This is a genomic window from Spirosoma panaciterrae DSM 21099, from assembly GCF_000374025.1.
Lineage (GTDB): Bacteria > Bacteroidota > Bacteroidia > Cytophagales > Spirosomataceae > Spirosoma > Spirosoma panaciterrae.
In genome coordinates this window covers 16,120-42,509 of sequence record NZ_KB893187.1, presented here as the reverse complement: position 1 = coordinate 42,509, position 26,390 = coordinate 16,120, and the positions used below count along the sequence as shown (strand labels likewise).

The window sequence follows — 26,390 nt, the reverse complement described above, 5'->3', positions numbered from 1 at the left end:
CGATGAAACGCATTGGTTTACTAGTCTTCTTTTGCTATTGTACGATAGCGGTTTTTGCCCAGATCCGTTTTCTGGGAACGAGTACGCCCGAGTTGAGCCATTCTGCCAATTTGCTGCCCAACCAACAACCCACTCCGTTACCCCGCCCACCGGCCAGCCAGCCACAACTTCATGTCGTTTATGTTGAAGAACAGAATGAGCTTGAATTGGCCCGCATCAACATGGAGAACGACAGCCTGCTGGCACAGGTCATCAATAAAATTGCCCGTGGACTGACCTATCAAATCCAGTACTGGCGGGTACCGAAAGAGCACTTTACCAGTCAGAACCTAAAAGAAACCGTTTCGTCTCTCCAAACAAATCCAAAGGATATTATCATCGTCTATTTTTCAGGTTATGGTATTGCCGCAACCGCCCCTAATGCTAACCTGGCCAACTGGCGACTGGACGATGTACCCGAACGGGGCTTCGCAGTCAGTGAACTGGAAAAATGGTTGAAAGCCCAAAAAGCACACCTTAGCCTGATTCTGGCCGATTATAAGACCGAAACAACCCTGAAAGAAGGAGCCATAGCTGGCACTGTAGTTTATACCGTTAATCTGGAACGGGAAATCCTCAAACGACTTTTCGTACAAAACTGTGGCATCGTCAAGTTTGGCAGTTCCTTAAATCCTAAATTTCGCTATCAGGGGAATGGAAATGCAGGTTCGTTGTTTACAAATGCCTTCAATAAAGCCTTTCTTACTATACTGGACAATACCCGGCCAGCAGAGCTTTCGACTGTATCGTTTCAGCAGGTGCAAGCCATTACGGACATATACATGCCCGATAACCGACAAAGCACGATTCTTGCTATAGCCCCCTGCAACGAACAACAAAAATTAGCCCGCAATCCAGCTATCCCCCCCCCCTCAGGCAATGCCTCGCAAGGGGCAACCTGGCAGGGCTTTCGAGTGGATGAGGAGAAGTATAATGCGCTGCTCCAGAAGCCCATACTCAAGTTGGGGAAGCCCATTCCTCCGTCCATCGACTTATCGAAGTATACGCCCCCGGTTGTCGATCAGGGCAATGAGGGGATGTGTGTGGCGGTTGCGATTGGCTATTATATGCGCTCGACGCTGGAAGCGATAAAACGTAACCTCACCGATAAAGCAGCGATACGTAAGCATAGTTTTTCGCCGTCGTATCTCTACAATTACATCAAAGATGCAGGGGACGGCAATTGCACATTTGGCGTTTTTGCAGAGAGCGCCTTCGACTTTTGTCAAAAATTTGGGTTGGCCAGTTTTGCGAGTTATCCCGATGTAAACGCCTGCCTTGGCCCTCCTTCTGCCAAACCGGCTCCCAACTCAAAACTACTTGACTATGTTAAACTGTTCAGCATTACCGACGACAAAACCGATAAAGTGTTGGCAACCAAGCAGGCTTTGGCGGAGCGTTCACCGGTTGTAATCGGCCTGGAGCTAACCCCTTCGATTGGCAATCTTTCGTTTAGTCGGCTCTTTTTCACCAAGCTCAAAAATTCCGTTATGCAACTCGTCTCGTCGGATACGGCTCCTCCTGCCAGCCAGTGGAACCCCGACGCATCAAATACGCTCGACTTTGGCCATGCCCTTTGCGTGGTCGGTTACGACGATAAGATGTTGGGAAAAGGGGCTTTCAAATTAATCAACAGTTGGGGGAAACACTGGGGCGATAACGGTTTCTTCTGGATCACCTATGAGAATTTTGCCCGCTTTGCCAAGTACGGTTATCAGGCATATTTACCTTCCACGAATGACGCCGTTGTTTTGTCGGCCGATGTTTCGCTCTACCATGCCCTTTCACCTACGACCCCGCTGGTCACTTCGATCACCCCATATGGCCGTTCTCTAAAAGGCTATACGGTTTCAAAACCACTTCCAACCGGCACCTCCTTACGGCTATCGATAAAGGCAACCACCCAGTCGTATCTATACGTGCTGGCGGCTAATTCAAAAGACAGTGTACAGACAACGCTCTTTCCGTCGGGTATGTATTCTCCACTTCTATCGGCCAATACCCTTGTCGATGTTACGAAAGATTCCTTATTGACCCTTTCCGGCGATCCCAGCACCGAGTATATGTTATTTATTTTCTCCAGCGAAAAACTAAATAACCTGGATGCCATCCGTCATCAGCTCCAAACGCAGACAGGAACCTTCCCCGAACGCGTAGGAGCCGTTTTTGGGAACATAAACCCGCTTCTTCAACGCAATAAACTGGCTTACAAATCGAAGAAAACCGGCTTCTTTTACTATTCAGACCCTTCCCTGAAAGGCCGACCCTACATCGTTCCCTTACTGTTAGCGATCAACCATGTAAACGCACTACGACCTTGACGACCGTTTACCCAACAGATAGCCGATAATCAGGCCGATTACTAAACCAATAACGATGGATACCAAATCGATCCCTGAAAAAGTGGCTCCTCCCGTATCCTTCCCAACGCCCCCACCATTTTTCACTTGTGCCATGCCAGTTGTGGCAACCGAAAGAATCGTAAAAACGGACGTAAAAAGTTTGTTCATGGTGGCTTTTGTTAAGAGGTTCGTTTGGGTAAATGTAACAAATAAGCCGTTAATGTACTGATTATTACCCGTAAAACTCATCAACAAAACAAACGCCGGAGAATTTACAGCACCAGATGGGCCGACTGCACTGGCTCACCATAAAAAACGGTGGCCTGTCGGTCGAAATCGTCGGTTGAGTCGGTAGTCAGAAACGTGCGCTGTCCGTACTGACTACACTGTGCTTCGATTTCGGGGTGACGTATCAGGTAGTCTGCCAGACTGTCGGCCACGATACCACCCTGGCTCAAAATGGTAGCGTGGGCAGGAGCATACTGACGGATTTTATCCAGCAATAGCGGGTAATGCGTACAGGCCAGCAGAATCGTGTCGATTTCGGGCGATTTAGCCAGCAGTCTGTCGATATGCTGTTTGACAAAATAATCGGCTCCGGGATGATCGTACTCCCCATTTTCGACCAGCGGCACCCACATCGGACAAGCTTCCTGAAACACGCTTAGCTTCGGGAAAAACTTTTCAATCTCCACCATATACGATTCCGACGTCACGGTTCCGCGCGTCGCCAGAATGCCGACGTTGCCTGTTTTTGAGTACTGGCCAATAACCTCAGTTGTGGGTCGAATTACGCCCAGCACCCGTCTGCCAGGCCCATCCAATCCGGGCGCTAATGTGGGTAAATCCAGTTGCTGGATATTCCGTAACGCCTTGGCCGAAGCCGTATTACAAGCCAGAATCACCAGTCGGCAACCCTGATCGAACAGATGCCGAACGCACTCTAGGGTATAATGGTAAACGGTTTCAAACGAGCGCGTACCATAGGGGGTTCGGGCGTTATCGCCCAGGTATACGTAATCGTATTGAGGGAGCTTTTTAACAATTTCGCGTAAGATGGTCAGGCCACCGTAGCCGGAATCAAATACGCCAATCGGTTGCGACGAAAGGGTCATTATCGGGTACTGGCTTTCTTTTTTGCTTCGGCCAGTAACCCATCCAACGCCTTTCGGGTATACACGGTTCCGCGCAGTATCACGGTGTTAATGGCCTGGGTAGCCACAATAGACTGCAATGGATTCTGGTCGAGTAATACAATATCGGCACTTTTACCGGCGGCAATGTCGCCATACAACGCCGTTTTCCCCAGAAATGCAGGACCAGGCAGAATGGCCGATTGCAGAGCCTGTAAGGGTGTTAAACCTGCCTTCACAAAATAACCAAGTTCATGATGGAGCCCTAAACCCGGATACACATATGAATTCAGAAAACCGGCATCCGTTCCGGCCATAATGGTCACACCCGCTTTGTGCAGCAGAGGCAACAAGGCGCTCGTTTTTTCATACAGTGCATGTCGCTCCGCAATGGCGTCTGGTCCATCGTTTGCGACCCGGCTCACCCGCCAGGCATAGGTATTTTTCAGCCCCTGACCAATGTATGAGAGGTATGTATCGCGCTGGTGATTGTCCTGATCCAGAAAAGCAATCATATGGCTAATGGTCAATGTAGGGACCACAATGGTTCCGCGCTGAGCCATCCGTCCATACACGGCCATAGCCGTTGCCTCGTCGAAACTCTGTGTAACCATGGGTGAGGCCACTCGGGCCGTAAGCGTACCGGCCCGCACTTTGTCGGCCACTTCCTTATCGCGCGACGAACCCGCTTTCAGCAGATAACTCAGATGTTCGACCGAGCCTAGTCCGGCCGAAGTCACCTCATCCATCGTTAGGGCAAATGGGACGTGGCCCGATGTTTTCATCCCCCGTTTTTTAGCTTCCTGCAAAATGTAGAGGTAGATATCCGGCTTGATGGCATTATCGGTAATCTTCACAAAATCGACTTTCAATCCTTGCAGTGAATCCAGCATCTTATCGACTTCGGCGGGTGTACTCACTTCAATATCACCTACCCAGCTTGATTTATAGCCTTCCAGTTTGGGTCCCGATGTAAACAGGGTCGGTCCTTCCAGCGTACCCTTTGCAATCTGGTCGCGCCAGGCCAGCACCGACGGACTCAGATCGGCAGCCGCATCGCGTATGGCCGTGATTCCATGCGCGATGTACAGCGGAAGCAGCGCCTTATTTTCGTCAATCAGCGTATCGCCCCCACCAAAGTGCACATGCATATCCCAAAGCCCCGGAATGATGTATTTACCCTTGGCGTCAATCACCGTTTTCGCCTGGAAATTACGTACCTGCGACTCATCGAACACACCAACAATCGTCTTGCCACGTGTAGCGATCAACTTCTTTGTCAATACATTACCCGTCCGCACATCGATCAAAGAACCCGACTTGATCAACACATCAACGTTCTGTTTCTGCGCTTGAGCGGTATTGGTGAGTATAATCAAAACAAGAAGGTTAATGATAAAGCGTCGCATCATGGGCATAGATTCGTTTAATAGAAAAGTTTATTACACAGAGATACACGGAGTAAAACAAAGATGCACAGAGGAGTTAAAGAGAAAAACCGTTGTGTATCTCTCTAATTTCTCTGTGCATCTCTGTACAATAACAACTAGCTTACCCCAACAATTCTCTACCCTGCGCCAGTGCGGCATCCAGGCCCGAACTATCCGAACCACCCGCCGTTGCAAAGAAGGGTTGACCTCCCCCACCGCCTTTGATGTTCTTTGCCAGTTCTTTCACCACCTGACCCGCATTCAGGTTTTTTCCCTGAATAAGCGAATCGGGCAGCATCACTGCCAGTTGAGGTTTACCGTTAATATCGGCCCCAAGTACGACTGCCAGATTATCCACTTTCGCTTTCAGATCGTAGGCCAGTTGTTTCAGGGCATCGGCCGAAGGTACGTCTACTTTCTCTACCAGTCGCGAATGCCCGTTGACGGTTTCAACCTTTTCCAGCAATTGATTTTTCAACTGCTGTACTTTTTCATTCTGTAGGGCTTCAACCTGCTTTTGCAACGCGCTTCGCTCTTCGAGTAATGCCTGAACAGCTTTCACCACATCTTTCGGGGCTTTGAGCAGTTCTTTCAACTCCGACACTACGGACATCTGCTCGTTGATCAGGGCTTCGGCACCTGCTGATGTTTTAGCCTCTACCCGACGCACCCCCGTCGAAACAGACCCTTCGCCCGTAAACTTGAACAGCCCGATATGGCCCGTTGCGGGTACGTGCGTCCCTCCACAGAGTTCGACTGAATAGCTGGGATCGAAGGTGATGACCCGCACAAAATCACCGTATTTCTCGCCAAACAGAGCCGTAGCGCCTAGTGCTTTGGCTTGTTCGATGGGTACGTTTCGCTTTTCGTCCAGCTTAATATCTTCCCGAATTTTCTCGTTTACGATTCGTTCTACTTCAGCCAGTTGTTCGTCGGTCACTTTGCTGAAGTGTGAGAAGTCGAAGCGGAGGGCGTCGGGGCCAACATAGGAGCCTTTCTGGGCAACGTGCGTACCCAGCACATCACGAAGGGCCGAATGCAGCAGGTGCGTAGCTGAGTGGTTGCTGGCAATGAGGCCACGGCGCGACGTATTGATGACGGCATAAACTGTATCGGCTTCGGTCAGCAAATCGTCGATACCGTCCGCATTCTGGACAATATGAATCACCAGATCATTTTCCTTTTTCGTATCGAGTACCGTCAGTGTACCGATCTGGTCAGAATCCTTGAACAGTTCAAGAACCCCCGTGTCGCCAATCTGTCCACCCGATTCGGCATAGAATGGGGTTTTATCCAGTACCACCTGAACCTGCGTTCCCTGTTTGTTCTGAATCTTCCGATACTTCACAATCTGGGCGTAAGTATCAGGCTGGTCATACCCGACAAACTCAACCTTACTGTCCAGTTCAGCCAGTTCGATCCAGTCGCCAGCCGACGAGGCCGCATCTTTCCGCGACCGGGCTTTCTGCTCCTGCAGGGCTTTCTCAAAACCTGCCTGATCGATTTGTAAGCCCTTTTCACGAGCAATCAACGCTGTTAAATCAGCCGGGAAGCCAAACGTGTCGTTCAGTTCAAAAACCGTTTCGCCCGGAATTTCTGTTTTTCCATCCGTAGTCAGTTGACCGATGATCTGATCCAGTCGGCCAAGTCCGGTTCCCAACGTCCGGAGGAAGGCGATTTCTTCTTCCCGGATCACCGTTGCAACAAAATCGCGCTGGGCGTTCAACTCGGGGAAAACGTCGGCAAACTGCATGGCCAGCGTGGGCACGAGTTTGGTCATGAACGGCTCCGTCAGGTTCAGGTACGAATACCCGTACCGGATGGCCCGGCGCAGAATCCGGCGGATCACATACCCTGCTTTAGCATTCGAGGGCACCAGTCCATCGGCAATGGCAAACGATACGGCCCGGATATGGTCGGCTATGACGCGCATAGCCACATCAGTCATGCTCGTACCAGCCTCATATTTTTTGCCCGACAGTTCTTCGATCACATGAATGGTCCCCGAAAACACATCGGTATCGTAGTTCGATTTTTTACCCTGAATCGCCATACACAACCGCTCAAAGCCCATACCTGTATCCACATGGCGGGCAGGCAATGGTTCCAGCGACCCATCGGCTTTCCGGTTGAACTGCATGAATACCAGGTTCCAGATTTCGACAACCTGAGGATGGTCGGCATTGACGAGTTCTTTTCCTGGCGTTTCGGCTACCTCTTCGGCCGAACGCAGATCAACGTGAATTTCTGAACAGGGGCCGCAGGGACCCGTATCACCCATTTCCCAGAAGTTGTCTTTCTTATTCCCGTAAATGATCCGGTCTTCGCCCACAATGGGTTTCCAGAGATCGAACGCTTCCTGATCGAAGGGAACGTTATCTTTTTGATCCCCCTGAAATACGGATACATATAGCCGATCTTTCGGCAGTTTATAAATTTCGGTCAGGAGTTCCCACGCCCATTCAATCGCTTCTTTTTTGAAATAGTCCCCGAACGACCAGTTGCCAAGCATCTCGAACATGGTGTGGTGATAGGTATCGAACCCTACATCTTCGAGGTCGTTGTGTTTACCCGACACACGCAGGCATTTCTGCGTATCGGCCACCCGCTTGGACGGGGGCGTACCATTGCCGAGGAAAAAATCTTTAAACTGCGCCATACCTGAGTTATTGAACATCAGCGTCGGGTCGTTTTTAGCAACAAGCGGAGCTGACGACACAATCAGGTGGCCTTTGGAATGGAAGAAGTCGAGAAAATGTCGACGTATTTCGTGGGAAGTCATCTGTTTAGTTAATGGCTTTAGGAGCGAGGAGCGAGCAGTGAGGAGCCAATCGGTCATGCCTTACCCGCCGGATGGCTCCTCACTGCTCACTCCTAACTACTAACTACTTTTTTGCAAAAATACGCCAAAACGTTGCAGGTTTGACGGAACGTCAGCAAGTTTGTCGAATGGAAGGTTCAGGTAAGCTTTATTACGGTATAAAAGAGGTGGCCGAGTTATTTGGCATCAATGCCTCCAAGCTACGCTACTACGAAAAGGAGTTCCCCACCCTACAACCCAAGAAAAACCGCTCTGGCGACCGGATTTATACGCAGGCCGACATCGACCATCTGACGGAAATTCTGGATCTGATCAACAATCAAAAATACACACTGCCGGGCGCCCGAGAGTTTCTGAAAGAACGGGAAAGCCGAAAGCAGGAAAACGCCCGCTACGTTGTCAAACTCAAAAAGCTCAAATCGTTTCTGGAGAAACTTCGGGATGGTATAGGAAGCGACGAGTGATTATTTCTGCCTAGCCCTCTTTTTCGCTACTTCTACAAAAAAATCCGAAGCTGTTCGGCTAGATCGAGGCTGGTTCAATAACCAGTTTTCCCAATCTTCCCTAGTCGGAAAGCGTTTTTTGAAATCAGCCATTGTAGTATCGGAAGCGAATTTCTCTTTCATGGGGCAAATATACTTGGATAAAACGGACTGTTTCTTCTCCGATTAATGTAAATGTAAATGCTAAAAATTTAGATTTCAAACTGAATCCAATCATATACTCAAACTCTTCAACCCGGTCAAAATCATCATAAAACGTTTGGGCATTATAAAATACTCCTTCAATCTCATCGGTCGTAATGCATTGGTTCTTCAGAGCATCCAGGTTTAAAATGAGTAGTCAAAATTGAATCGGGGAATATCCATCAAGGGTTGGCGAATTGGGTACTAGTCAACGAGCAAAACAAATTAGACGCGCAATAAGTATCCAAGTATCGGAATAATCTACAAAAAAGCAGATGTTTGTGGCCAAACAAGCCTATTGATTTGTGTCGACTGATACCCAGCATCAAATTGCCCTTACCCTTGTTCCAGGCATTGGCAGCATACTGATTCGTCAACTGATTAGCTACTGCGGGTCAGCCACTGATGTTTTCCAATCCCCTCCGGCCCGATTACTGAAAATTCCGGGCATTGGAGAGGCTACCGCCCGATCTATTCGAAAACCGGATTCACTTACCGAAGCCGAACGGATCATAAATCGACTGGAGACCTTAGGCGCTTCGGCACTTTTTTACACCGATAAAGCCTATCCTACCCGACTCAAAACCCTTTACGACGCCCCAGCCCTACTCTATGTTCAGGGTGCAGGTGATCTGAATGCTACTCGAACCATCGGCCTGGTGGGTACCCGGCAGGCTACCGAATACGGCCGACGGATTACCAACGACATGATTGAAGCACTACTTCCGTATGGTGTCAACGTAATCAGTGGTCTGGCCTATGGCATCGATATAGCCGCACATCGCGCCAGCCTGGTCCACGGTTTACCAACATTTGGTGTAATGGCCAGCGGTATCGATATCATTTACCCAAATGTGCATCAGAAAACAGCTCAGGAAATGCTCATACAGGGAGGCTTACTCACGGAGAGTCCACCGGGTACAAAACCCGATGCCCATCTGTTTCCAGCTCGCAACCGAATCATTGCCGGCTTGAGCGATGCTGTCGTTGTGGTTGAAGCTGCCGCCAAAGGTGGGGCTCTGATTACGGCCGAATATGCAAATAATTATCACCGCGAAGTATTTGCCGTACCGGGTCAACTAAATCAGACATTCTCGGCAGGCTGTAATAAGCTGATCCGGGAAAATAAAGCCCAGATTTACACGAACCCCAAAGACCTGATCGAAGCGCTTAACTGGGATCAGCCCCAAACTCAACCTTCCAAACAGATTTTTACCCACTCAGGCACTTCATTACCTCTGGATATTACCGACGAGGAAAGTCAAATTCTTGCTCTGCTACGTCAGGCATCAGATGTTCATATCGATGAGCTAAGCTGGAAGAGCCAGGTTCCTATGGGACGGCTGGCTTCCCTGTTGCTCAACCTCGAATTTAGAGGATTTGTCCGCTCACTCCCTGGGAAAAAGTACGCTTTGGTCTATGTGTAATCATACCTGGTGCTTATTTTTCCAGACGACGCGTACACCGTTGCAGTTGTCCATTGCTTTCAGCATAGCCAATAGGCTCGAAAGGCCTGATCATCATCAATTTATACCATTTACCTGCATAGTACAACGTAATATGTATATTTTGTCTATAAAAAAGAAAGATTATCTACATATACATGACCTATTTTATCAATTAACATTAGATCATAATTTATAGTACCTACCGTAAAATTAATTTATTGTTTTTTGACGCAAAAAACAGAAAGCTTAAGCCTCCTTTTTGTTTACAATATCGAGATTTCATAACCATAACAACTATCTTTACAAACCAATATAGCCTTATCTATTAATTCCACTGGCAGGCGTTGTACGCATATGAAAAAAGTATACCATGTTTTAGTGATCGAAGATGACTCGTTTATTCGGAAGGTACTGCGGCAAACCTTGAAAGATGATTTTGACGTAACCACCACCGAAAACGGGATGGAAGGTATGGCCTGGCTGGAAGAGGGACATCCTGTCGATATCATTCTGTCGGATATACAAATGCCGCATATGGATGGCAAAAACCTGATCGGCATGCTCAGAGCCAGTCCGGTTTTCCAGAAACTGCCCATCATAATCTTATCCACCTACGCCGATAGCGACACCCGAATCGCCTGCCTCAAACTGGGTGCTGATGATTATATCATCAAACCATTTAACCCCATGGAGGTAAAAACCAAGATTATGACTGTTTTACGCCGGATAGAAGCCAATAGCGTAGGACAGCCCAATGCCGATTGATAAGAACCTGTCTGACAACAAATCATGAAGGCTGTTAGTGACAATACACAACCCTTTAGGGTGCTATATGTTGACAACGATGACCGACGTGTAAAATCGTTTCAGCGAGCATTCCCGTCGCCTATCGAGGTTATCGGTGTGGCAGATGGCTGGTCGGCTATTTCGTATCTGGATGATTCCGAAGCGGTCGACCTGATTCTGTACAATGATGATTTAAATACAAGGGGGTTTATGAACGCCTATAAGGCGAAGCAAAGCCGAACCAAAATTCCCATTATTTTACTCACGGATCAGGAGCGAATCGACCTGACAGCGGCTCCTTATCATGGGTTTGTGATCGACGCGTTTCCGCAGAACTACTCGGAGGCCGCTCTGCAAATTCGGTTGAATTACCTGATTCAAAAACGGGATTATCAGCGGAATGGCCGGGTATTGCACAAGCCGGTTTCAGTCCGTATGCCCGTGGGTAAACGCATTTTCGATATTCTGCTCTCGTTTACCATTCTAACCCTGATTTCGCCTATACTGCTTATTGTAGCCGTGCTCATCAAGCTCGACTCCAAAGGACCTGTTTTTTACAGTTCGAAACGGGTGGGCATGGGCTTCAGGATCTTCGACATGTACAAGTTTCGCACCATGAGTACGGGTGCCGACAAGTTACTGGCCGGTATGGCCTCGCAGAACATGTACAATAAGGTAGCGGAGGAAAAACCAGCCGACGAATTGTGCGAAGAATGTAAACTGGCCAATACCCCCTGTCAGCGCCCACTCTACCTGGACCAGAAGCAGATCTGCGAACTTCAGTACCAACGCGAGCAGAAGGCGAAAGCCATGTTTAGTAAGTTTAAGGAAGACCCCCGTGTGACCAAACTGGGTAAAGTCCTTCGAAATACAAGCATCGACGAACTACCCCAATTGTTTAATATCCTGAAGGGGGATATGTCGTTTGTGGGCAACCGTCCACTTCCGGTATACGAAGCCGAAAAGCTGACCAATATCGGCTATGCCCGTCGGTTTGCCGCTCCAGCCGGACTGACCGGGCTGTGGCAGGTAACCAAACGGGGCAAGGCGAAAGTATCGGATCTGGAACGTATTCAGTTGGATGTGCTGTATGCCAAACGGTACTCTTTCCGTACAGACTTAATTATTTTGCTGAGAACCTTAAAAGCGGTATGGCAGAAGGAGAATGTGTAGAATCAAGGCCGCTGATTTCGCTGATTACGATCAATTACAATCAGGCGGCAGTAACCTGCGATCTGTTGGAATCGACACGGGCGTTGACCTACCCACGCTACGAAATCATTGTCGTGAACAATGGATCGAAGGATGATCTTGCCGAACGAATTACAAAGGGCAACTATCCCCACGTAAACTACATCGAGAGTCCCGAAAATCTGGGTTTTTCAGGAGGTAATAATCTGGGAATTCAGCATGCTCAAGGTGATTATTACTTTCTGCTCAACAACGATACCATCGTTACTCCGGATTTACTCGAACAGTTACTGGTTCCCTTTACGGAGAATCCAGCCGTTGGCGTTGTCTGCCCAAAGATTCGCTATTACGACCAGCCCACCATCATCCAGTATGCCGGATATCACCCTCTGAATGAATATACCGGACGTACCTGGGCAATCGGTCTTATGGAACCCGATCAGGGACAACACGATAAGCCCGGTCCCACCTGGTTTGCACACGGAGCCGCCATGCTCGTCAGCCGGGCGGTACTGGAGCGCGCGGGCTCACTCGACGATAGTTTTTTCCTGTATTACGAAGAGCTGGACTGGTCGGCACGGATACGCCGGGCTGGCTTTACTATTTATTACCAGCCACAGGCGCTGATTTACCATCGCGAGTCGATGAGTGTTGGCAAGATGAATCCAATGAAGGTGTACTACCATACCCGGAATCGACTCTGGTTTATGCGCCGGAACGTCGGGGGATTCCCGCTAATGGTTTTTTATCTATATTTTTTCTGTATTGCTCTCCCCAAAGCCCTAACCCAATATACGTTGCGATGGCAGCCAGCTTACCTTAAAGCCATAAAGGATGCCATCTTCTGGAATTTTACCCACACACCTAATCCAACTATCCCCGCACCGCTGCCAGCCGTCGTTGCGGGCTAATTACATTATTCGAATGGAAATACTGATGTTGATTTGTATCGGACTTGTGGTCTATACATATCTGGGTTATGGGATACTGGTCTGGTTAATGATTCGGCTCCGTCCACGGCGACCACCTGTTGCCAGTTTGTCGGAAGCGTATTTGCCGGATGTAACCCTGATTGTACCAGCCTACAACGAACTCGATTGCCTGCCCGCCAAGGTAGCCAACTCACTGGGGCAATCGTACCCACGAGAGCACATCCACTTTCTCTTTGTTACCGAAGGCTCAACCGATGGCTCGGACGAGTACCTCCGTGCCAATTACGGAGATGCCATATCCATTCTGGGCGGAACCGAACGGCGGGGTAAGGTGGCCGCGATGAACATGGCCATGCAGCAGATCAAAACGCCTATCGTGATCTTTACCGATGCCAATACGCAGTTGAACCTGGATGCCGTCAGCAATATTGTCCGGCATTTTCGGGACCCGAAGGTAGGCGCGGTTGCCGGAGAAAAACGAATCCAGACTACCGACAGCGAATCGGCTGCGGGTTCGGGCGAAGGCATCTACTGGAAATACGAATCGCAGTTGAAACGCTGGGATGCCGAACTACATACGATTGTGGGGGCTGCCGGGGAGCTATTTGCCGTTCGGACGGAACTCTATGAGCCGGTGTCGCCCAACACCATTCTGGACGATTTTATGATTTCGCTGCTCATTGCCGGACGAGGCTACCGGGTTGCCTATGAGCCCGATGCCTATGCCCTTGAGCGCCCATCTTTTTCAATCATCGACGAACAGAAACGAAAAATACGCATTGCTGCTGGTGGCTTTCAGTCAATTGTGTGGTTAAAGCATCTGCTCAACCCGTTTCGATATGGCATACTTACGTTCGAGTATGTATCCCATCGGGTCATGCGCTGGGCCGTTACGCCGATTTGTCTGCCCATCATCTTTCTACTGAACGCGGGATTGGCTCTTCGAGACGGGTGGACCTCCGTTTGGGGCTGGCTGTTTATCGCTCAAATTTTATTTTACGGTGCCGCCTGGCTGGGCTATACGTTGGAAAAACGACAAATACGCTGGAAAGCCGCTTTCGTTCCCTTCTATTTTACATTTATGAATATCTGTGCACTTGCAGGATTGGTTCGCTATTTGCGGGGTAACCAATCTGGTACCTGGGAGAAAGTGCGCAGGGCCAATGCAGTAGACGCACTTACGTAATTGACCCGATAGTTTCTCACTCGTTATGGCGCAGTCGGTATTTTCGCTGAACAGTCCTTCATCTGGCCAAATATGGCTATATAGCCTCCTGGGGGGGCTATATACGGTCGGTGTTGGGTATCTGATCAGCAAAATGGGACCAGTGGGTGGGGTTATGGCCCTGATCGCTCCAATTGCCCTGCTTACGGTCATCATGGTCTTCAAAGAGCCCAAATTCGGCCTGTTCCTGTATTTACAACTTAGTTTTCTGATTGGCTGGTCACGATTCCTTAATGTTTCTATCCCAATCGGGTTGATAATTGACGGCGTACTGGCTCTGACGCTCTTCAGTTTATTCGTGAACGGCCCACGAATGGAATGGCATCGACTACGCAGCCCAACATTTGTATTGATTGCCATCTGGTTTACCTATACCGTTATAGAACTGCTCAATCCCGAAGCCCCTTATCGTCCGGCCTGGTTCTTTCATGTCCGGCCTTTTTCTATGCATTGGTTCATGGCGGGGCTGGCGGTACTGGTTTTGCCCATTACCATTCGCGACATCAAAATTCTGGTGTATTCGTGGCTGGGATGGTCGCTGCTGGCGGCCTTATGGGGGTTTAAACAACAGTATCTGGGGCTGGAACCTGCCGAGCAATACTGGCTCAGTCAGGGAAACAATGCCCTTACGCATGTGTTGTTCGGGCAGCTCCGAAGTTTTTCGTTCTATTCCGATGCCGCTCAGTTCGGGGGCGAAATGGCGGGAGCAACGCTGGTAGCACTGATTTATAGCTTTGAGGAAAAAAAACTGACGCACAAGCTCTTTTTTCTAGCGCTGGGGCTCACGTATTTCTGGGGCTATGCGGTTTCGGGTACGCGTAGTGCGCTGTTTGTGATGCTGGCCGGGTTTCCCTTTTATCTGCTGCTGAAGCGGGATTTCCCCAAGCTGATTATCGGGGCCATGCTGGCTATCCCGCTTGTTCTGCTTCTGCTATATACGAGCGTGGGAAGTTCCAACTATCAGGTGCAACGGATGCGTTCGGCTCTTACCCCCATGAACGACCCGTCGTTTATCCTGCGGCTGCAAAATCAGGAAAAGCTCAAACGATACTTATCCCAATATCCTTTCGGTGCGGGTATTGGCACCTCCACCGATATGGGTGCCCGGTTTTCTCCCTGGCACTGGGCCGCTCAGACGCCCCCCGATAGCTGGTATGTCGAACTCTGGATCGAGACGGGACAGGTCGGGCTTACCATGTATCTGATGATGGTTGCGGGCTTAGTCCTTATTGGTGTGTACCGAGTCTGGCAATTAAAAGACCCCTGGCTGGTGAAAGTGATGTATGCTTTTCTGGCGGAGTTTGTCGGTATAGCCGTAATGGGCTACTCGAACCCAGTGATGGGGCAGTTCCCGACCGACAGCATGATTTTTATGACGACGATCCTGTTTACAACCTGTTACCGCTGGGATACACCTGTTATCGGGGCCAATCCTGATCCTGATGCAGTCCTGTATTCAACCCCCACGCCCGACACCTATGAAACAGTTTGATAGCATTGTCTGTATTTCGCAAACCTCCTGGAAGGGTGATTTCCAGAAGGCTGTGGTCCAGCTCATGACCGAGTTATCGGCCCGGCATCGGGTCCTTTTTGTGGATTATCTCTACACCATCAAAGACCTGATTACGGGCCGTAAAGAGGTGTCGAACAAAGATTTGTTGTTTGGCGATCCGTTAACCAAAATTGACAATCAGGGGGGCGAAGATCTGTATGTATGGTCGCCACCGATCATTCTGCCAATCAACTGGATGGATGCCCCGGCTCATGATCGGTTTCTACAGTGGAATATCAATCGGCTGGTAGGGCAGTTACAAACGGTGTTAAAAAAACTGGGGATGCATCGTCCACTGGTCATTAACGCCTATAATCCGGTTATTGGTGTGCCGATGCTCGGAAAACTCAACGAATGCGCAACGCTCTATTATTGTTTCGACGAAATCTCGGCAGCCGGTGAGTGGATGAGTAAGCATGGCACCCGTTTCGAGGAAGCTTATCTCCGGCGGGTCGATGCTGTAGTAACCACTTCCGAAACCCTGCGTCAGGATAAGTCTACCGTACAGCCGCAGACGTTTTGCGTCAAGAACGGCGCCAATTTCGACCTGTTCAACCAGGCACGGCTCTTGGCTCAGCAACACCCCCCCCAAAAGCCAGTGGTTGGGTACCTGGGCTCTGCCGACAACCGGGTCAACATCGACATTATGGAACACTGCGCCCGCACCATGCCGGACGTAGACTTTCAATTCATAGGCGAAGTGCACGAACCCTTGCTAACCCAGCGGCTGGCGCACTTTCAAAACGTAACCTTTATACCGCCCCATCAACCCGCCGAACTACCCCCTTTATTGGCACAACTTAGCGTGGGGATAATTCCGTTCGTCTGCAATCGGCACACGTATACGATCTACCCACTCAAAATCAACGAGTATCTGGCGGCAGGCCTATCCGTTGTGTCGACGCCCTTTTCCATACTGGACGATTTCGATGGGGTGATCGAACTGGCCGATACACCCGAACAATTTGCTCAGGCGATTCGGCGGGCGCTGGCCGATACCAGCCCCCAACGGATACAGCAACGGGTAGCTATGGCCCAGCGCAACGCCTGGCCAGAACGGGCGCGTGAATTCGAAGCGGTGATCCAGCAGATGCCCAAAGCCTGGCGACAGGAACAACCCGCTTAACCTTACCTCAACGTTTATCCATCGATTTTTCCAGGATTTCCAACTAGCATGAGATTACACACAATAAACCGATTGAAGCAGCCGCTCTTGTCCCTTGCCGGTACGGTGATTTTGGGGATGATAGTCTATACTGCCGGTTATGGTCAGGGTAATCCACCAACCACACCTACAGGAACCCAGCCAGCCTCTACTCCATCGGCCGCTGTTACTGCCGACAGCATGACCTTCGATTTCAATCAGGACATTTCGGTTCAGCTTATCCCCTTTGAGGATATGTTTAAGCTGGCGCTGGCCTATTCACCAACCATCAAGTTTGAAGCAGCCGTAGCGGCTGGCTCGCAGGCATCGTACAACCTCTCAAAAGTGCAGATTCTGCAAAACCTGACAGGCTACGCCAACTACTCATCGGGCAATCAGGCTATTCTCTCAACAGGCACGAATGCCAGCGATCAGTTGGCGCAGATTTCGAACGGTTATCGGTACGGAGTCAATGTGGCCTTCAGTATCCACGAACTGTTTGGCAGGCCCCAGCAGATCAGGCTGGCCAAAGCCAACTACGACGCTACGGTTGAGCGCAAACGGCTCGCCGAAATTCAGTTGCGACGCGATCTGTTCAACCTATACCAGGATCTGCTGCTCTCACAGAAGATCTTACAGATTCGCCTGCGGGATGATCAGGCATCGCTGGCAGCCTATCGGATTGCCGAAGTTGAGCTTCAGAAAGGGAAAATTGCTCCCGAGGCTCACGCATTTAACAGCAACCGATATGCGGAAACCCGAGCGACGGTCGAACAGGCCAAGACGTCGTTCATTAAAGCAATTTATGCACTCGAACTGTTCGTTGGTGTGCCGATTCGTCAACTGAAACGTATGTAAGCTATGACTTTCCAGGAACTTGGGCGGCTTTTGAAGCAGCATCTCATTTGGTTTATTGTATTTCCCTGCCTGGGAGCCGGAGCCGTTTATTATTTCATGCGGAATGAGGTTAAAACGTACAAAACCAAGGCTACACTCTATACAGGTTTTACGTCGGGGTATCGGCTCAATTCGGCACGCGAGGGCTTTCAGGTCGATTACTCGGGGATTAGCAACGCTTTCGACAATGTACTGACAACGCTTAATTCGAACCAGACCCTATATCAGGTTGGGCTTCGCTTACTGACGCAGCATCTGTACCTGACCAAACCGACCGAACGCCAACTCTCGACAACCAGTTTTCAGAAGTTGCAGCAGACCATCCCAGCCAGTCTGCGCCAGTCGCTGACGAAGACGGGGAATCTGGACTCGACCCGCAATCAGCTTGACCGACTGGCTCAGAGTTCTACCGATAATCCCGTTCGGACGTTGCTGGCCAAAGCAGGGAATGATTATTCAGCCGAAACCATTGGCAAAAAGCTCAAAGCATCCCGCCGGGCCGCCAGCGATATGCTGGACATGGAATATGAAGCGGATGATCCGGCCATTGCCCAGCAAACCCTGGAACTGGCCGTTATGGAACTGAACGAACGATATACCAGTCTGAAACGGGGCGAAACGGCCCCTGTCTTGAGCTATTACGAATCGAATGTGAAATCGGCCAAGCAAAAGCTGGACCAGGCCGAATCCAAGCTACGGGCCTTCAACGTGGCCCATAACGTCCTCAATTTTGAAGACGAAATAAAGACCCGCTCAACCACGCGCGAAGCACTGGTCGATGAATACAACAAGGAGGTGATGGCCACCAAAGCTGCCAAAGCCGCTACGGATGCCCTCAACCAACGGATGTCGGGGGGAGGAAATCTGCTAAAAATAAACACCCAGCTGACCGACAAACAAGCCGAACTGACAGCGGCCGAATCGCAGTTGATCAATGCCCGTGCCAATGGACAGCCTCAATCCGTTCTGGACACCTATCAGGCTAAAATCAACCAGCTTTCAAACGAACTGAAACAGATTGCCCAGAATTATTTTGCCGCCGACAATACGACCGAATCGGTCCCCAAACTAAAGCTGGTGAACGAATGGCTGGATAAGGTGCTGGAATACGAAGGCGCGGCTGCCCGGATGGACATCGTCAAGAAACGACTGGATGAATACCAGGCCGAATCGTCAGCTTACCCCCCGCTCGAATCGGAACAGAGGCAGTTAACGCGGGATCTGGATGTTGCAGAAAAAGAATACCTGGCACTGGTTCAGTCACTGAACGAAGCCCAGACGCATAACCAGGATATTTCACTGAAAGGGGCGTTGTCGGTACTCGATCCGCCCGTATTTCCCCTGGCTCCACAAGCCCCGAAGAAACTACTTTTTATGGCCATTGCTGCCGGAGCAGGTCTAGTGATTGCCTTGTTGCTGGCGGCCTTTCGGGCCTGGGCCGACAAACGGATCAATTCGCTATCGCAGGCCGAACAGCGCCTTGGCAGCCCCATTATTGCGCTGTTTCCAAGCGTCAAAAAGTTTGCAGCCAACTCAAAGGCCAGTCGGGCGGCTACCAGTATGTTTGAGCAACTGGCCAATGCCATTAACATTACCATTGAGCAGCGGAGTAATCCCTCCTACCCACCGATTATCACCCTGTTCAGCACGCGCAGCAAGCAGGGAAAAACCTGGTTTGCCCACGGACTTGCCCGCATCTATGCGGAATCCGGTGAACAGGTGGCCTATTATTATCCGCAACTGGCAACTACAGACCAGAAGTTCGAACAGGAAGGCATCCATTTCTTCCCCTACGAACTACATCCCAATTTTATGAACATCCGCGAACCGGAAGATCTGCTGACGGGCGACGATGCCATGATTGTTACCCGTTTCGATAAGGTCATTCTGGAATTACCCCCCCTGGTAAGTAGTTCTATTCCTCTGCATCTGGTGGGTAAGAGCGCCGTTTCGCTGATGGTTTTAACGCTTCATACGTTATGGGGCCGTCGGGATAAGCAGTTATTTGCCCTTTACCTTAAAGCGGCCCGACAACCCGTACTGGTAGCCCTTAATAAAGTAGAAGAAAGTAATCTGGATGCCCCAAGTCTCAACGACATCAAGCAAGGATTACCCCGTACGCAAAACGGACCGGGCATTCCAGGCCAATCTTCCAAAAATCCAAAGCTCCTTAACCAATAGTTGATATGAGTCATAAGCAACAGGCTATCAGTGGGGGTAAGTGGATGAGCATTTCCACAGCGCTGTCGACTCTGTTTCAGTTTGGACAGGTGGCCGTGTTGGCGCGACTGCTGGAGCCATCGGTCTTTGGCATTGTAAGCGTCAGTACGCTCCTGATCGCCTTCTTTAACATTTTTGCGAACCTGGGCTTTTCCAATTCCATCATCTACAAGCAGGAAGACGACCAGCAGGTACTCTCCACCATTTACCTGTTGAACCTGATTCTGGGGCTAGTCATTGGGGTTGTCGTTTTTTTTAGCTGGCCGCTGGTAGCTGCCTATTACAAAGAACCGCGCCTGGAGTCAGTCATCAAGCTATCGTCACTGTACTTTATCATCGTGTATGTAGGGCAGATTTACCTGTTCCTGCTCCAGAAAGAGTTGCAGTTCAAGGCCGTAGCCACCATCGATATGACGGGCACGGTTATCGGTACGGGTACAACGATCCTGCTGGCCTACAATGGCTTTGCCGAACTGGCCCTGATATATGGACAACTGGCTCAGCAAACGGCCAAATCGGTACTCCAGATGATTTTTGGAAGTACCTACTTCAAGCCTACTCTTACCTTCAATCTGGCCCTCATCAAAGATCACCTGCGGTTTGGGCTTTACAACGTAGGCGATGGCCTGGTTGGATTCATTCAGGCCAATTCTGACAATATTCTGGTAGGGGGTTTATTGGGCGTAAAGCCACTGGGGTATTATACCCTGGCTTCTCAGTTAGCGGTTTTTCCGATCTCACGACTCAATCCCATCGTGCTTCAGGTAGCCTACCCAATTCTGGCCCGGTTAAAAGGTGACACGGATGAGCTAAAAAAATCGTACCTGACCATTCTGGATCTGCTAAGCTATGTCAATTTGCCCTTACTGGCCGGCTTATTCATTACCGCCGACAGTGTAGTTCCGCTCTTCTATGGCCCGGGCTGGGAGCCTACCATCCTGCTCATCCGCATTTTTGTCTTTGTCAGCATTTTCACTTTCCTGAGCAATCCGCTGTTTACCCTTGCCTTTTCGAAAGGCAAACCCAAGCTGCTCTTTCAGCTCAATGTGGCGACGCTGTTCATCAAAATTCCGCTCGTTTATATCCTCGCGCAGTACTGGGGTGTTGTGGGCATTGCCGTTGCCTTTATGCTGGCTACACTGGCCAATATGCTGCTCAACTTTCGAATCGTTCACTCGCTGATTGGTCCGTTCTTAACCGAATTCGCGCAGGCGATTGCGAAGCCCATATTCTTTTGTTTGCTGATGGTTGGGGCGATCTCCATCTATAAATCGTTTTTCGACACCATTAGTGTACCGCATACCATCGTGCAAATCGGCATAGGGGCGCTGATCTATATTGGGCTAACCCTTCGCTACAGATTTCCGCTTGCTGAATTAAAAACGCTTGGAAAGGCAGTTTGACCCCGAAACTTGACATTGATCCTATGGAACGGCTTATTTTAAAATCATTGTATGTAGTGGCCTGGCTGCGATACCCGAAGCTCCGAAAGGACCTGCGGTATTTTGTTCGGGATAATTACTACTGCAAACTGGTGCAAGGCCGTTATGCCATCCGGGATTATGCCCTGAAAAAGAAATACAAAGTCATCAGCTATCAGGGCGAATTCGACCAGGAAATCCGCTATGTACTGCCCTTTGCCTATTGGCACCATCTGAACGGAACTCTGAAAAAAACCATCTCCGCCAGCAATACGAAAGAGTTTTATTTTTTCAGTCCTGATCACGAAGAACGGTTTACGAAGCGCATCTGGACCGAATCGTATGCCCATTACGACGTTCCGAATATGACGCACAGCTATACCTACAGCTTTCGCAAGTGGGTGCAGGTGCCCTACAAGACGCACTACCAGAACGATGTTTTCGTGTTCGACAAGCCGATTCTGGTCATAGCCAATAAGTACAACATCGAGTGGGACCAGCCGCCCATCAACTATCTGGACATTCCCACCCTCGACCAGATCATCAAGACCTACGGTTCGAAATACCAGATCATTTACAATCGCCCTCTCCCAACTCAGATCGTTGGCGACAATAGTGAAACGATGTCGCTTAATGAACATAGCTGGCTGCGGGAAACCCACCCCACTGTATTGCTGATGGATGATTTGTTTGCCAGGTATCACCCATCGGTCGTGAACAATTACAACCACCTGCAACTCATGATCTACGCCAACTGCAGCCACTTCATTTCGATGCATGGGGGTACAGCCGCGTTAGCCAGTTGTTTTGGCGGAACCAATATCATTCTGTCGAATCCCAACTGGGGGCATGAGCATGCTTTTCAGGAATACAAGACGCTGTTTCCCAGGCTGTCGGGCGCAACGATCCTGCACGCCCGCGACCGGGAGGAGCTATTGACCCATTTGAGCACGAGTTACTGATTTTCAGGGCATTTCAGTGTTGATCTCCCCCGCTTCTGAACAGCAGGGGGTAGGGTGAGGTCAGCCGTTATCACCCATTTTTTTACAAGTTACCACCGTTCCCTCTTTTAACTAAATGCACTCATTACAATGATTATCAGCAGAGTAACCAGCGGCTTAGGTAATCAGCTTTTTCAGTATGCGGCAGCCCGTAGCCTTTCGCTGAGAAATAAGACGGCGTTTTACGTCGACCTGAGTTATTACTTGTATGAGTACCCAGACGATACATCCCGGTCGTTCAAGCTGGGCTTCTTTTCGGTGCCCTACCGTATCCTTCAGGAATCGCCCGTCGAATATCTGTCGAAGTCCACAAAGCTATTTCCAAACCGTAGTTTGCGGCCTTTTTTTCTATTTCTGAAAGAGAAGCAGTTTCATTTTGACCCGACCATTTTACAAGCTCATGCCGGGTGCGTCATCATGGAGGGCTTCTGGCAGTCGGAATGTTACTTTCGGGATCATGCGGAGATCATTCGTCGTGAATTACAATTGAGCAAAAGCCCCAGCTCTGAATTTGAAGGGTATCATCAGCAGATTCAGGCAACGCCCGTTCCCGTATCCGTCCACGTCCGGCGGGGCGATTACGTCAACCATCCCGAGTTCAGCAAAACGTTTGGTTTTATCGGGCTCGACTACTACAAAACAGCCATTCGCCACCTGACGAAAACCATCAAAAACCCTCATTTTTATGTCTTTAGCGACGATAAAGAGTGGGCCCGAGCGAACCTGCCCTTACCCACCGATAGTGTTTTTGTAACGAACACGGGGCCAAGTGGCGATGTAGCGGATCTGGTTCTGATGAGTACATGTCATCATCATATCATTGCCAACAGCTCATTCAGTTGGTGGGGTGCCTGGCTCAATCCCAATCCCGACAAACTGGTGATTACCCCTAAACTCTGGTATAAAAACCAACCCACCTGGAATACCAAGGACCTGCTTCCGCCGACCTGGGTATCCCTCTGACCAAACCCCCTCTACCAACCTCCCAAGACTACGATGAAAGTTTTTATCGATCACCAGAAGTTTACGACCCAGAAGTATGGCGGAATCAGCCGGTACTTCGCCAACATAATCGAAGGCATCAAACAGAGCGATTCCATCACGTATCAGCTCGGAGTTTTACATGCCAAAAATCACTACATAAAAAATGAGCCATTGGCACTTAAAGGTGCCCTGAGTGATAAGATTTTAAGCCGGAGCGAGAAAGCCGACTATATGCTGAATCAGTATTACTGCGAACGGCTGCTGGGCAAATCGGAATTTGATGTGTTTCATCCCACCTACTACGACCCCTACTTTTTTAAACAGCTTAAAAAACCATTGGTCGTCACGATTCACGACCTTACCTATGAGCGGTTACCTGAATATTTCTGGGCTAAAGATCCGCTTACTTACCAGAAACGACTGAACATTGAACGGGCCGATGCAATTATCGCCATTTCGAACACGACCCGGAACGACCTGCTCCATTTTTTCGATGTCGACCCGGCCAAAGTTTCGGTGATTTACCACGGCATCGACATTGAGACACCCCTTCAATTTGCCCCCATCGCCAACCTACCCGAGCGGTATGTCCTTTTTGTCGGCGACCGAAGTGGCTATAAAAACTTTTACCTGTTCATGAACGCCATTAAACCACTGCTCCTCGGCGATCCAGGCTTACAGGTCATTCTGACGGGTGGGGGCCGAATCGAAATCGCCGACGAAGAGTTTCTGAAACGACTGGCGCTTACAGACCGGGTTCGACACATCAACGCGACCGATGAGCAGCTTAATTCCCTGTACCGGAACGCCCAACTGTTTGTATATCCATCGCTATACGAAGGATTTGGCTTACCTATTCTGGAAGCCTATAAAGCCGGTTGCCCTATTCTGCTGAGCGATACGGAATGTTTTCGGGAGGTGGCCGACGACGCAGCTGTTTTTTTTAAAGCAACTGACCAAGACGACCTGACCAGCAAGCTTTCCAGCACTCTGGCCAACACCGAACTGAGAGCGGATCTGGTGAAAAGAGGCACAAAGCGACTGGCCGATTTTCCCCTGAAAAAATCCATCGACGCTACACTCGATGTCTATAAATCACTGGCCTGATCATACATCCTAAACCTTACGCAGCATGCGGTTTCGAGCGGTTGATACATTTCGGGGAATGGCTGCCATCCTGGTTATTTTTTTCCACCTGCAGCACTTGTCCATCCTGAAGGGGAATGATTTTGTTGCTAAAAGCGACATTTTTGTCGATTTCTTTTTTGTGCTGTCGGGCTTTGTCATGACGCACAGCAACTATGCCAAAATCACGGATATTTCGAGCATCAGACCGTTTGCTATCAAACGATTCAAACGGCTTTACCCGCTCCATCTGTTCACCCTGATACTGGTTCTGCTATTCGAGCTTTTCCGCTTTGGCGTGGATCGGTATGTGGTCAGGTTATCGAACCCGGTTTTTGGTCCCGACAAATCGTTTGTTTCGCTTCTGGCCAACCTGACTCTTACCCAGTCGCTGAACCTGTTTGACAGTACAACCTGGAACGGTCCAAGCTGGAGTATCAGTGTCGAATTTTACACCTACCTGCTTTGGGCATTGTGTCTGGTCGTTTTTCGGAAGAATTTATGGGTTATGTGCACCCTTTGCTTCGGTCTGATTGCCTGGTTCATTGTTCAGCATCAGGGCAATATCATTTACAATTACGACTACGGCTTTATCCGTTGTTTCTATAGTTTTCTGCTTGGTATGCTCACCTATCGATTGAGTCGACGCTGGCAATCGGCAGGTGTCCCGTGGCTCTTTTCAATCGCAGAAATGCTCCTGCTGGGTATTACGCTAGTGGCTGTAAGCCGGTTTCAACATGCCGAAAGCTGGATGATGCCGTTCCTGTTCGCCCTGATGATCCTGGTATTTTCGCAGGAGAAAGGCCGGATTTCGGGCATACTGGCGAGTGATCGTCTGGAATTTCTTGGTAAGCTTTCCTATTCGTACTACCTCAACCACATGGTAGTTCTGAACGTGCTGGACCTGGTCATTTTCCGGGTCATTAAAGTGCCCGCTACTCCGCTGGGCGAATGGTCGTATGTGCTCCTCTGCCTGATCGGTGTGCATCTGCTATCGTTGTTTACGTATCGGTATGTCGAACTGATTCTGCAAACAACACCACCGAGCCGAGTCCCCCGATCAATCCCCCAACCCTCGTCGGCCGGGTGATGGCTGTACCTATATGATACCATCTTCTGACATGCCTAACTGATTTGTATTATGAACCTGCTAAACGCCCCAGACTGGATCAACCAATTTAATTTCCCCTATAAATCGTTCGAAGACATTCCGCAATCGGTATTCGATGCGATCAACAAAGACCTTGATGCAATTCAGAAGCCAGACCCTCTGGTGAGTATTGTTGTGCCAGCCTGGAACGAGGAGGTAAATATTCTCCGCAGTATTGCTTCACTGGCCAAACAGAAAACGAGCATCCCCGTCGAGATTCTGGTGGTGAACAACAACTCAACCGACAATACGCAGAAAACGCTCGACAGCCTGCATATTCGATCCGTCTTTCAGCCGATACAGGGCTGGGGCCCTGCCCGGCAAATGGGCCTGGAGCAGGCTCGGGGCAAATACCTGCTTACCGCCGACTCCGACGGTCTGTATCCTCCAGACTGGACCAATGAACTGATGGCCGTTCTCCAGCAACCCGGTGTCGTTTGTGTATACGGTCGGTATTCGTTCATTCCTTCGCCCGGTTTTCCCCGCTGGAAACTCACCATGCTCGAAACCATGAAGGATACCATTGCCGAACTACGGCATCTGAAGCGACCCCATCTGAACGCCTATGGCATCAGCCTGGGCTACGTGCGCGAATATGCCCTGAAAGTTGGCTATGTGATGCACAAAATCCGGGGCGAAGACGGACGGATGTGTTTCGACCTGATGAACTATGGTACGGTGAAACAGGTAAAATCCCGAAAGGCACGGGTCTGGACAGGCACGCGTACCCTCGAAAAAGACGGCAGTTTCTCACGCACGGTCTGGCTGAAAGTTGGCATCGAGCTACGTCGATTTCGCAGCCTGTTCGTCCCTCAGGCTCCGCACGATACCAAAACCTCAACGAACAACTAGTTTCTAAGCGC

At 49.8% G+C, this 26,390-nt stretch carries 21 protein-coding genes; 17 read left to right on the top strand and 4 right to left on the bottom strand.

Annotated elements, in window-relative coordinates; translation table 11 throughout:
* Positions 1–2 precede the first annotated feature (2 nt).
* Positions 3–2,360 carry a C1 family peptidase gene (locus B153_RS0117415; RefSeq protein ID WP_020598020.1) on the top strand — a complete coding sequence of 786 codons (2,358 nt, stop codon included), beginning with the start codon at positions 3–5 and terminating at the stop codon, positions 2,358–2,360.
* Here B153_RS0117415 and B153_RS0117410 read toward each other — a convergent pair.
* The 4 genes from B153_RS0117410 to alaS form a co-directional block, all read right to left on the bottom strand.
* Positions 2,349–2,549 (bottom strand): hypothetical protein, encoded by a 201-nt coding sequence (locus tag B153_RS0117410; RefSeq protein WP_157634733.1) that lies wholly within the window; start codon positions 2,547–2,549, stop codon positions 2,349–2,351. The two genes, B153_RS0117415 and B153_RS0117410, sit on opposite strands and share 12 nt — an antisense overlap.
* Positions 2,550–2,653: 104 nt before the next feature.
* On the bottom strand, positions 2,654–3,496 hold the full coding sequence (murI, locus tag B153_RS0117405) for a glutamate racemase (protein WP_020598018.1): 843 nt from the start codon (positions 3,494–3,496) through the stop codon (positions 2,654–2,656).
* Positions 3,496–4,926 (bottom strand): amidohydrolase family protein, encoded by a 1,431-nt coding sequence (locus B153_RS0117400; protein WP_026262235.1) that lies wholly within the window; start codon positions 4,924–4,926, stop codon positions 3,496–3,498. The genes murI and B153_RS0117400 overlap by 1 nt, the downstream gene beginning before the upstream one ends.
* A 139-nt stretch (positions 4,927–5,065) precedes the next feature.
* Entirely contained in the window at positions 5,066–7,726 is a 2,661-nt protein-coding gene (alaS, locus tag B153_RS0117395; protein ID WP_020598016.1) for an alanine--tRNA ligase, read from the bottom strand.
* Positions 7,727–7,893: 167 nt separating this feature from the next.
* Here alaS and B153_RS0117390 point away from each other — a divergent pair, with 167 nt between their 5' ends.
* The 16 genes from B153_RS0117390 (at position 7,894) to B153_RS0117310 (ending at position 26,379) form a co-directional block, all read left to right on the top strand.
* Positions 7,894–8,229: a MerR family transcriptional regulator gene (locus B153_RS0117390; RefSeq protein WP_020598015.1), complete on the top strand. Its 336-nt coding sequence runs from the start codon at positions 7,894–7,896 to the stop codon at positions 8,227–8,229.
* Positions 8,230–8,756: 527 nt separating this feature from the next.
* Complete coding sequence (gene dprA / locus B153_RS0117380) at positions 8,757–9,878, top strand: DNA-processing protein DprA (protein ID WP_020598013.1); 1,122 nt, start codon at positions 8,757–8,759, stop codon at positions 9,876–9,878.
* A gap of 375 nt (positions 9,879–10,253) precedes the next feature.
* On the top strand, positions 10,254–10,664 hold the full coding sequence (locus B153_RS0117375) for a response regulator (protein WP_020598012.1): 411 nt from the start codon (positions 10,254–10,256) through the stop codon (positions 10,662–10,664).
* Between the two features lie 24 nt (positions 10,665–10,688).
* Entirely contained in the window at positions 10,689–11,858 is a 1,170-nt protein-coding gene (locus B153_RS38705; RefSeq protein WP_020598011.1) for a sugar transferase, read from the top strand.
* Positions 11,837–12,787: a glycosyltransferase family 2 protein gene (locus tag B153_RS0117365; RefSeq protein WP_020598010.1), complete on the top strand. Its 951-nt coding sequence runs from the start codon at positions 11,837–11,839 to the stop codon at positions 12,785–12,787. Before B153_RS38705 ends, B153_RS0117365 begins: the two co-directional genes overlap by 22 nt.
* Positions 12,788–12,800: 13 nt before the next feature.
* Positions 12,801–13,994, top strand: a complete 1,194-nt coding sequence (locus B153_RS0117360; protein WP_026262234.1) for a glycosyltransferase family 2 protein — start codon at positions 12,801–12,803, stop codon at positions 13,992–13,994.
* Positions 13,995–14,019: 25 nt separating this feature from the next.
* Positions 14,020–15,525: an O-antigen ligase family protein gene (locus tag B153_RS0117355; protein WP_020598008.1), complete on the top strand. Its 1,506-nt coding sequence runs from the start codon at positions 14,020–14,022 to the stop codon at positions 15,523–15,525.
* On the top strand, positions 15,512–16,711 hold the full coding sequence (locus B153_RS0117350) for a glycosyltransferase (protein WP_020598007.1): 1,200 nt from the start codon (positions 15,512–15,514) through the stop codon (positions 16,709–16,711). The genes B153_RS0117355 and B153_RS0117350 overlap by 14 nt, the downstream gene beginning before the upstream one ends.
* A gap of 48 nt (positions 16,712–16,759) precedes the next feature.
* Entirely contained in the window at positions 16,760–17,587 is an 828-nt protein-coding gene (locus B153_RS0117345) for a TolC family protein (RefSeq protein WP_040761615.1), read from the top strand.
* A gap of 3 nt (positions 17,588–17,590) precedes the next feature.
* Positions 17,591–19,807, top strand: a complete 2,217-nt coding sequence (locus B153_RS0117340; RefSeq protein WP_020598005.1) for a GumC family protein — start codon at positions 17,591–17,593, stop codon at positions 19,805–19,807.
* A gap of 5 nt (positions 19,808–19,812) precedes the next feature.
* Positions 19,813–21,249 carry an MOP flippase family protein gene (locus B153_RS0117335; protein WP_020598004.1) on the top strand — a complete coding sequence of 479 codons (1,437 nt, stop codon included), beginning with the start codon at positions 19,813–19,815 and terminating at the stop codon, positions 21,247–21,249.
* 23 nt (positions 21,250–21,272) lie between these two features.
* Positions 21,273–22,229: a hypothetical protein gene (locus B153_RS0117330; RefSeq protein WP_026262233.1), complete on the top strand. Its 957-nt coding sequence runs from the start codon at positions 21,273–21,275 to the stop codon at positions 22,227–22,229.
* Between the two features lie 129 nt (positions 22,230–22,358).
* Positions 22,359–23,231, top strand: coding sequence for an alpha-1,2-fucosyltransferase (locus B153_RS0117325; protein ID WP_020598002.1), 873 nt, complete (start codon positions 22,359–22,361; stop codon positions 23,229–23,231).
* A 33-nt stretch (positions 23,232–23,264) separates the two neighbouring features.
* Positions 23,265–24,359 carry a glycosyltransferase family 4 protein gene (locus tag B153_RS0117320; RefSeq protein ID WP_020598001.1) on the top strand — a complete coding sequence of 365 codons (1,095 nt, stop codon included), beginning with the start codon at positions 23,265–23,267 and terminating at the stop codon, positions 24,357–24,359.
* A gap of 25 nt (positions 24,360–24,384) precedes the next feature.
* A complete protein-coding gene (locus tag B153_RS0117315) occupies positions 24,385–25,467 on the top strand; it encodes an acyltransferase family protein (RefSeq protein WP_020598000.1) in 1,083 nt (360 codons plus the stop codon).
* Positions 25,468–25,518: 51 nt separating this feature from the next.
* Positions 25,519–26,379, top strand: coding sequence for a glycosyltransferase family 2 protein (locus tag B153_RS0117310; protein WP_020597999.1), 861 nt, complete (start codon positions 25,519–25,521; stop codon positions 26,377–26,379).
* Positions 26,380–26,390 lie beyond the last annotated feature (11 nt).

Excerpts from the sequence above, each read along its gene's own strand:
- B153_RS0117415 (WP_020598020.1), top strand. The coding sequence starts at position 3 with ATGAAACGCATTGGTTTACTAGTCTTCTTTTGCTATTGTACGATAGCG.
- B153_RS0117410 (WP_157634733.1), bottom strand. The coding sequence starts at position 2,549 with ATGAACAAACTTTTTACGTCCGTTTTTACGATTCTTTCGGTTGCCACA.
- murI (WP_020598018.1), bottom strand. The coding sequence starts at position 3,496 with ATGACCCTTTCGTCGCAACCGATTGGCGTATTTGATTCCGGCTACGGT.
- B153_RS0117400 (WP_026262235.1), bottom strand. The coding sequence starts at position 4,926 with ATGATGCGACGCTTTATCATTAACCTTCTTGTTTTGATTATACTCACC.
- alaS (WP_020598016.1), bottom strand. The coding sequence starts at position 7,726 with ATGACTTCCCACGAAATACGTCGACATTTTCTCGACTTCTTCCATTCC.
- B153_RS0117390 (WP_020598015.1), top strand. The coding sequence starts at position 7,894 with ATGGAAGGTTCAGGTAAGCTTTATTACGGTATAAAAGAGGTGGCCGAG.
- B153_RS0117375 (WP_020598012.1), top strand. The coding sequence starts at position 10,254 with ATGAAAAAAGTATACCATGTTTTAGTGATCGAAGATGACTCGTTTATT.
- B153_RS38705 (WP_020598011.1), top strand. The coding sequence starts at position 10,689 with ATGAAGGCTGTTAGTGACAATACACAACCCTTTAGGGTGCTATATGTT.
- B153_RS0117365 (WP_020598010.1), top strand. The coding sequence starts at position 11,837 with ATGGCAGAAGGAGAATGTGTAGAATCAAGGCCGCTGATTTCGCTGATT.
- B153_RS0117360 (WP_026262234.1), top strand. The coding sequence starts at position 12,801 with ATGGAAATACTGATGTTGATTTGTATCGGACTTGTGGTCTATACATAT.
- B153_RS0117355 (WP_020598008.1), top strand. The coding sequence starts at position 14,020 with ATGGCGCAGTCGGTATTTTCGCTGAACAGTCCTTCATCTGGCCAAATA.
- B153_RS0117350 (WP_020598007.1), top strand. The coding sequence starts at position 15,512 with ATGAAACAGTTTGATAGCATTGTCTGTATTTCGCAAACCTCCTGGAAG.
- B153_RS0117345 (WP_040761615.1), top strand. The coding sequence starts at position 16,760 with ATGAGATTACACACAATAAACCGATTGAAGCAGCCGCTCTTGTCCCTT.
- B153_RS0117340 (WP_020598005.1), top strand. The coding sequence starts at position 17,591 with ATGACTTTCCAGGAACTTGGGCGGCTTTTGAAGCAGCATCTCATTTGG.
- B153_RS0117335 (WP_020598004.1), top strand. The coding sequence starts at position 19,813 with ATGAGTCATAAGCAACAGGCTATCAGTGGGGGTAAGTGGATGAGCATT.
- B153_RS0117330 (WP_026262233.1), top strand. The coding sequence starts at position 21,273 with ATGGAACGGCTTATTTTAAAATCATTGTATGTAGTGGCCTGGCTGCGA.
- B153_RS0117325 (WP_020598002.1), top strand. The coding sequence starts at position 22,359 with ATGATTATCAGCAGAGTAACCAGCGGCTTAGGTAATCAGCTTTTTCAG.
- B153_RS0117320 (WP_020598001.1), top strand. The coding sequence starts at position 23,265 with ATGAAAGTTTTTATCGATCACCAGAAGTTTACGACCCAGAAGTATGGC.
- B153_RS0117315 (WP_020598000.1), top strand. The coding sequence starts at position 24,385 with ATGCGGTTTCGAGCGGTTGATACATTTCGGGGAATGGCTGCCATCCTG.
- B153_RS0117310 (WP_020597999.1), top strand. The coding sequence starts at position 25,519 with ATGAACCTGCTAAACGCCCCAGACTGGATCAACCAATTTAATTTCCCC.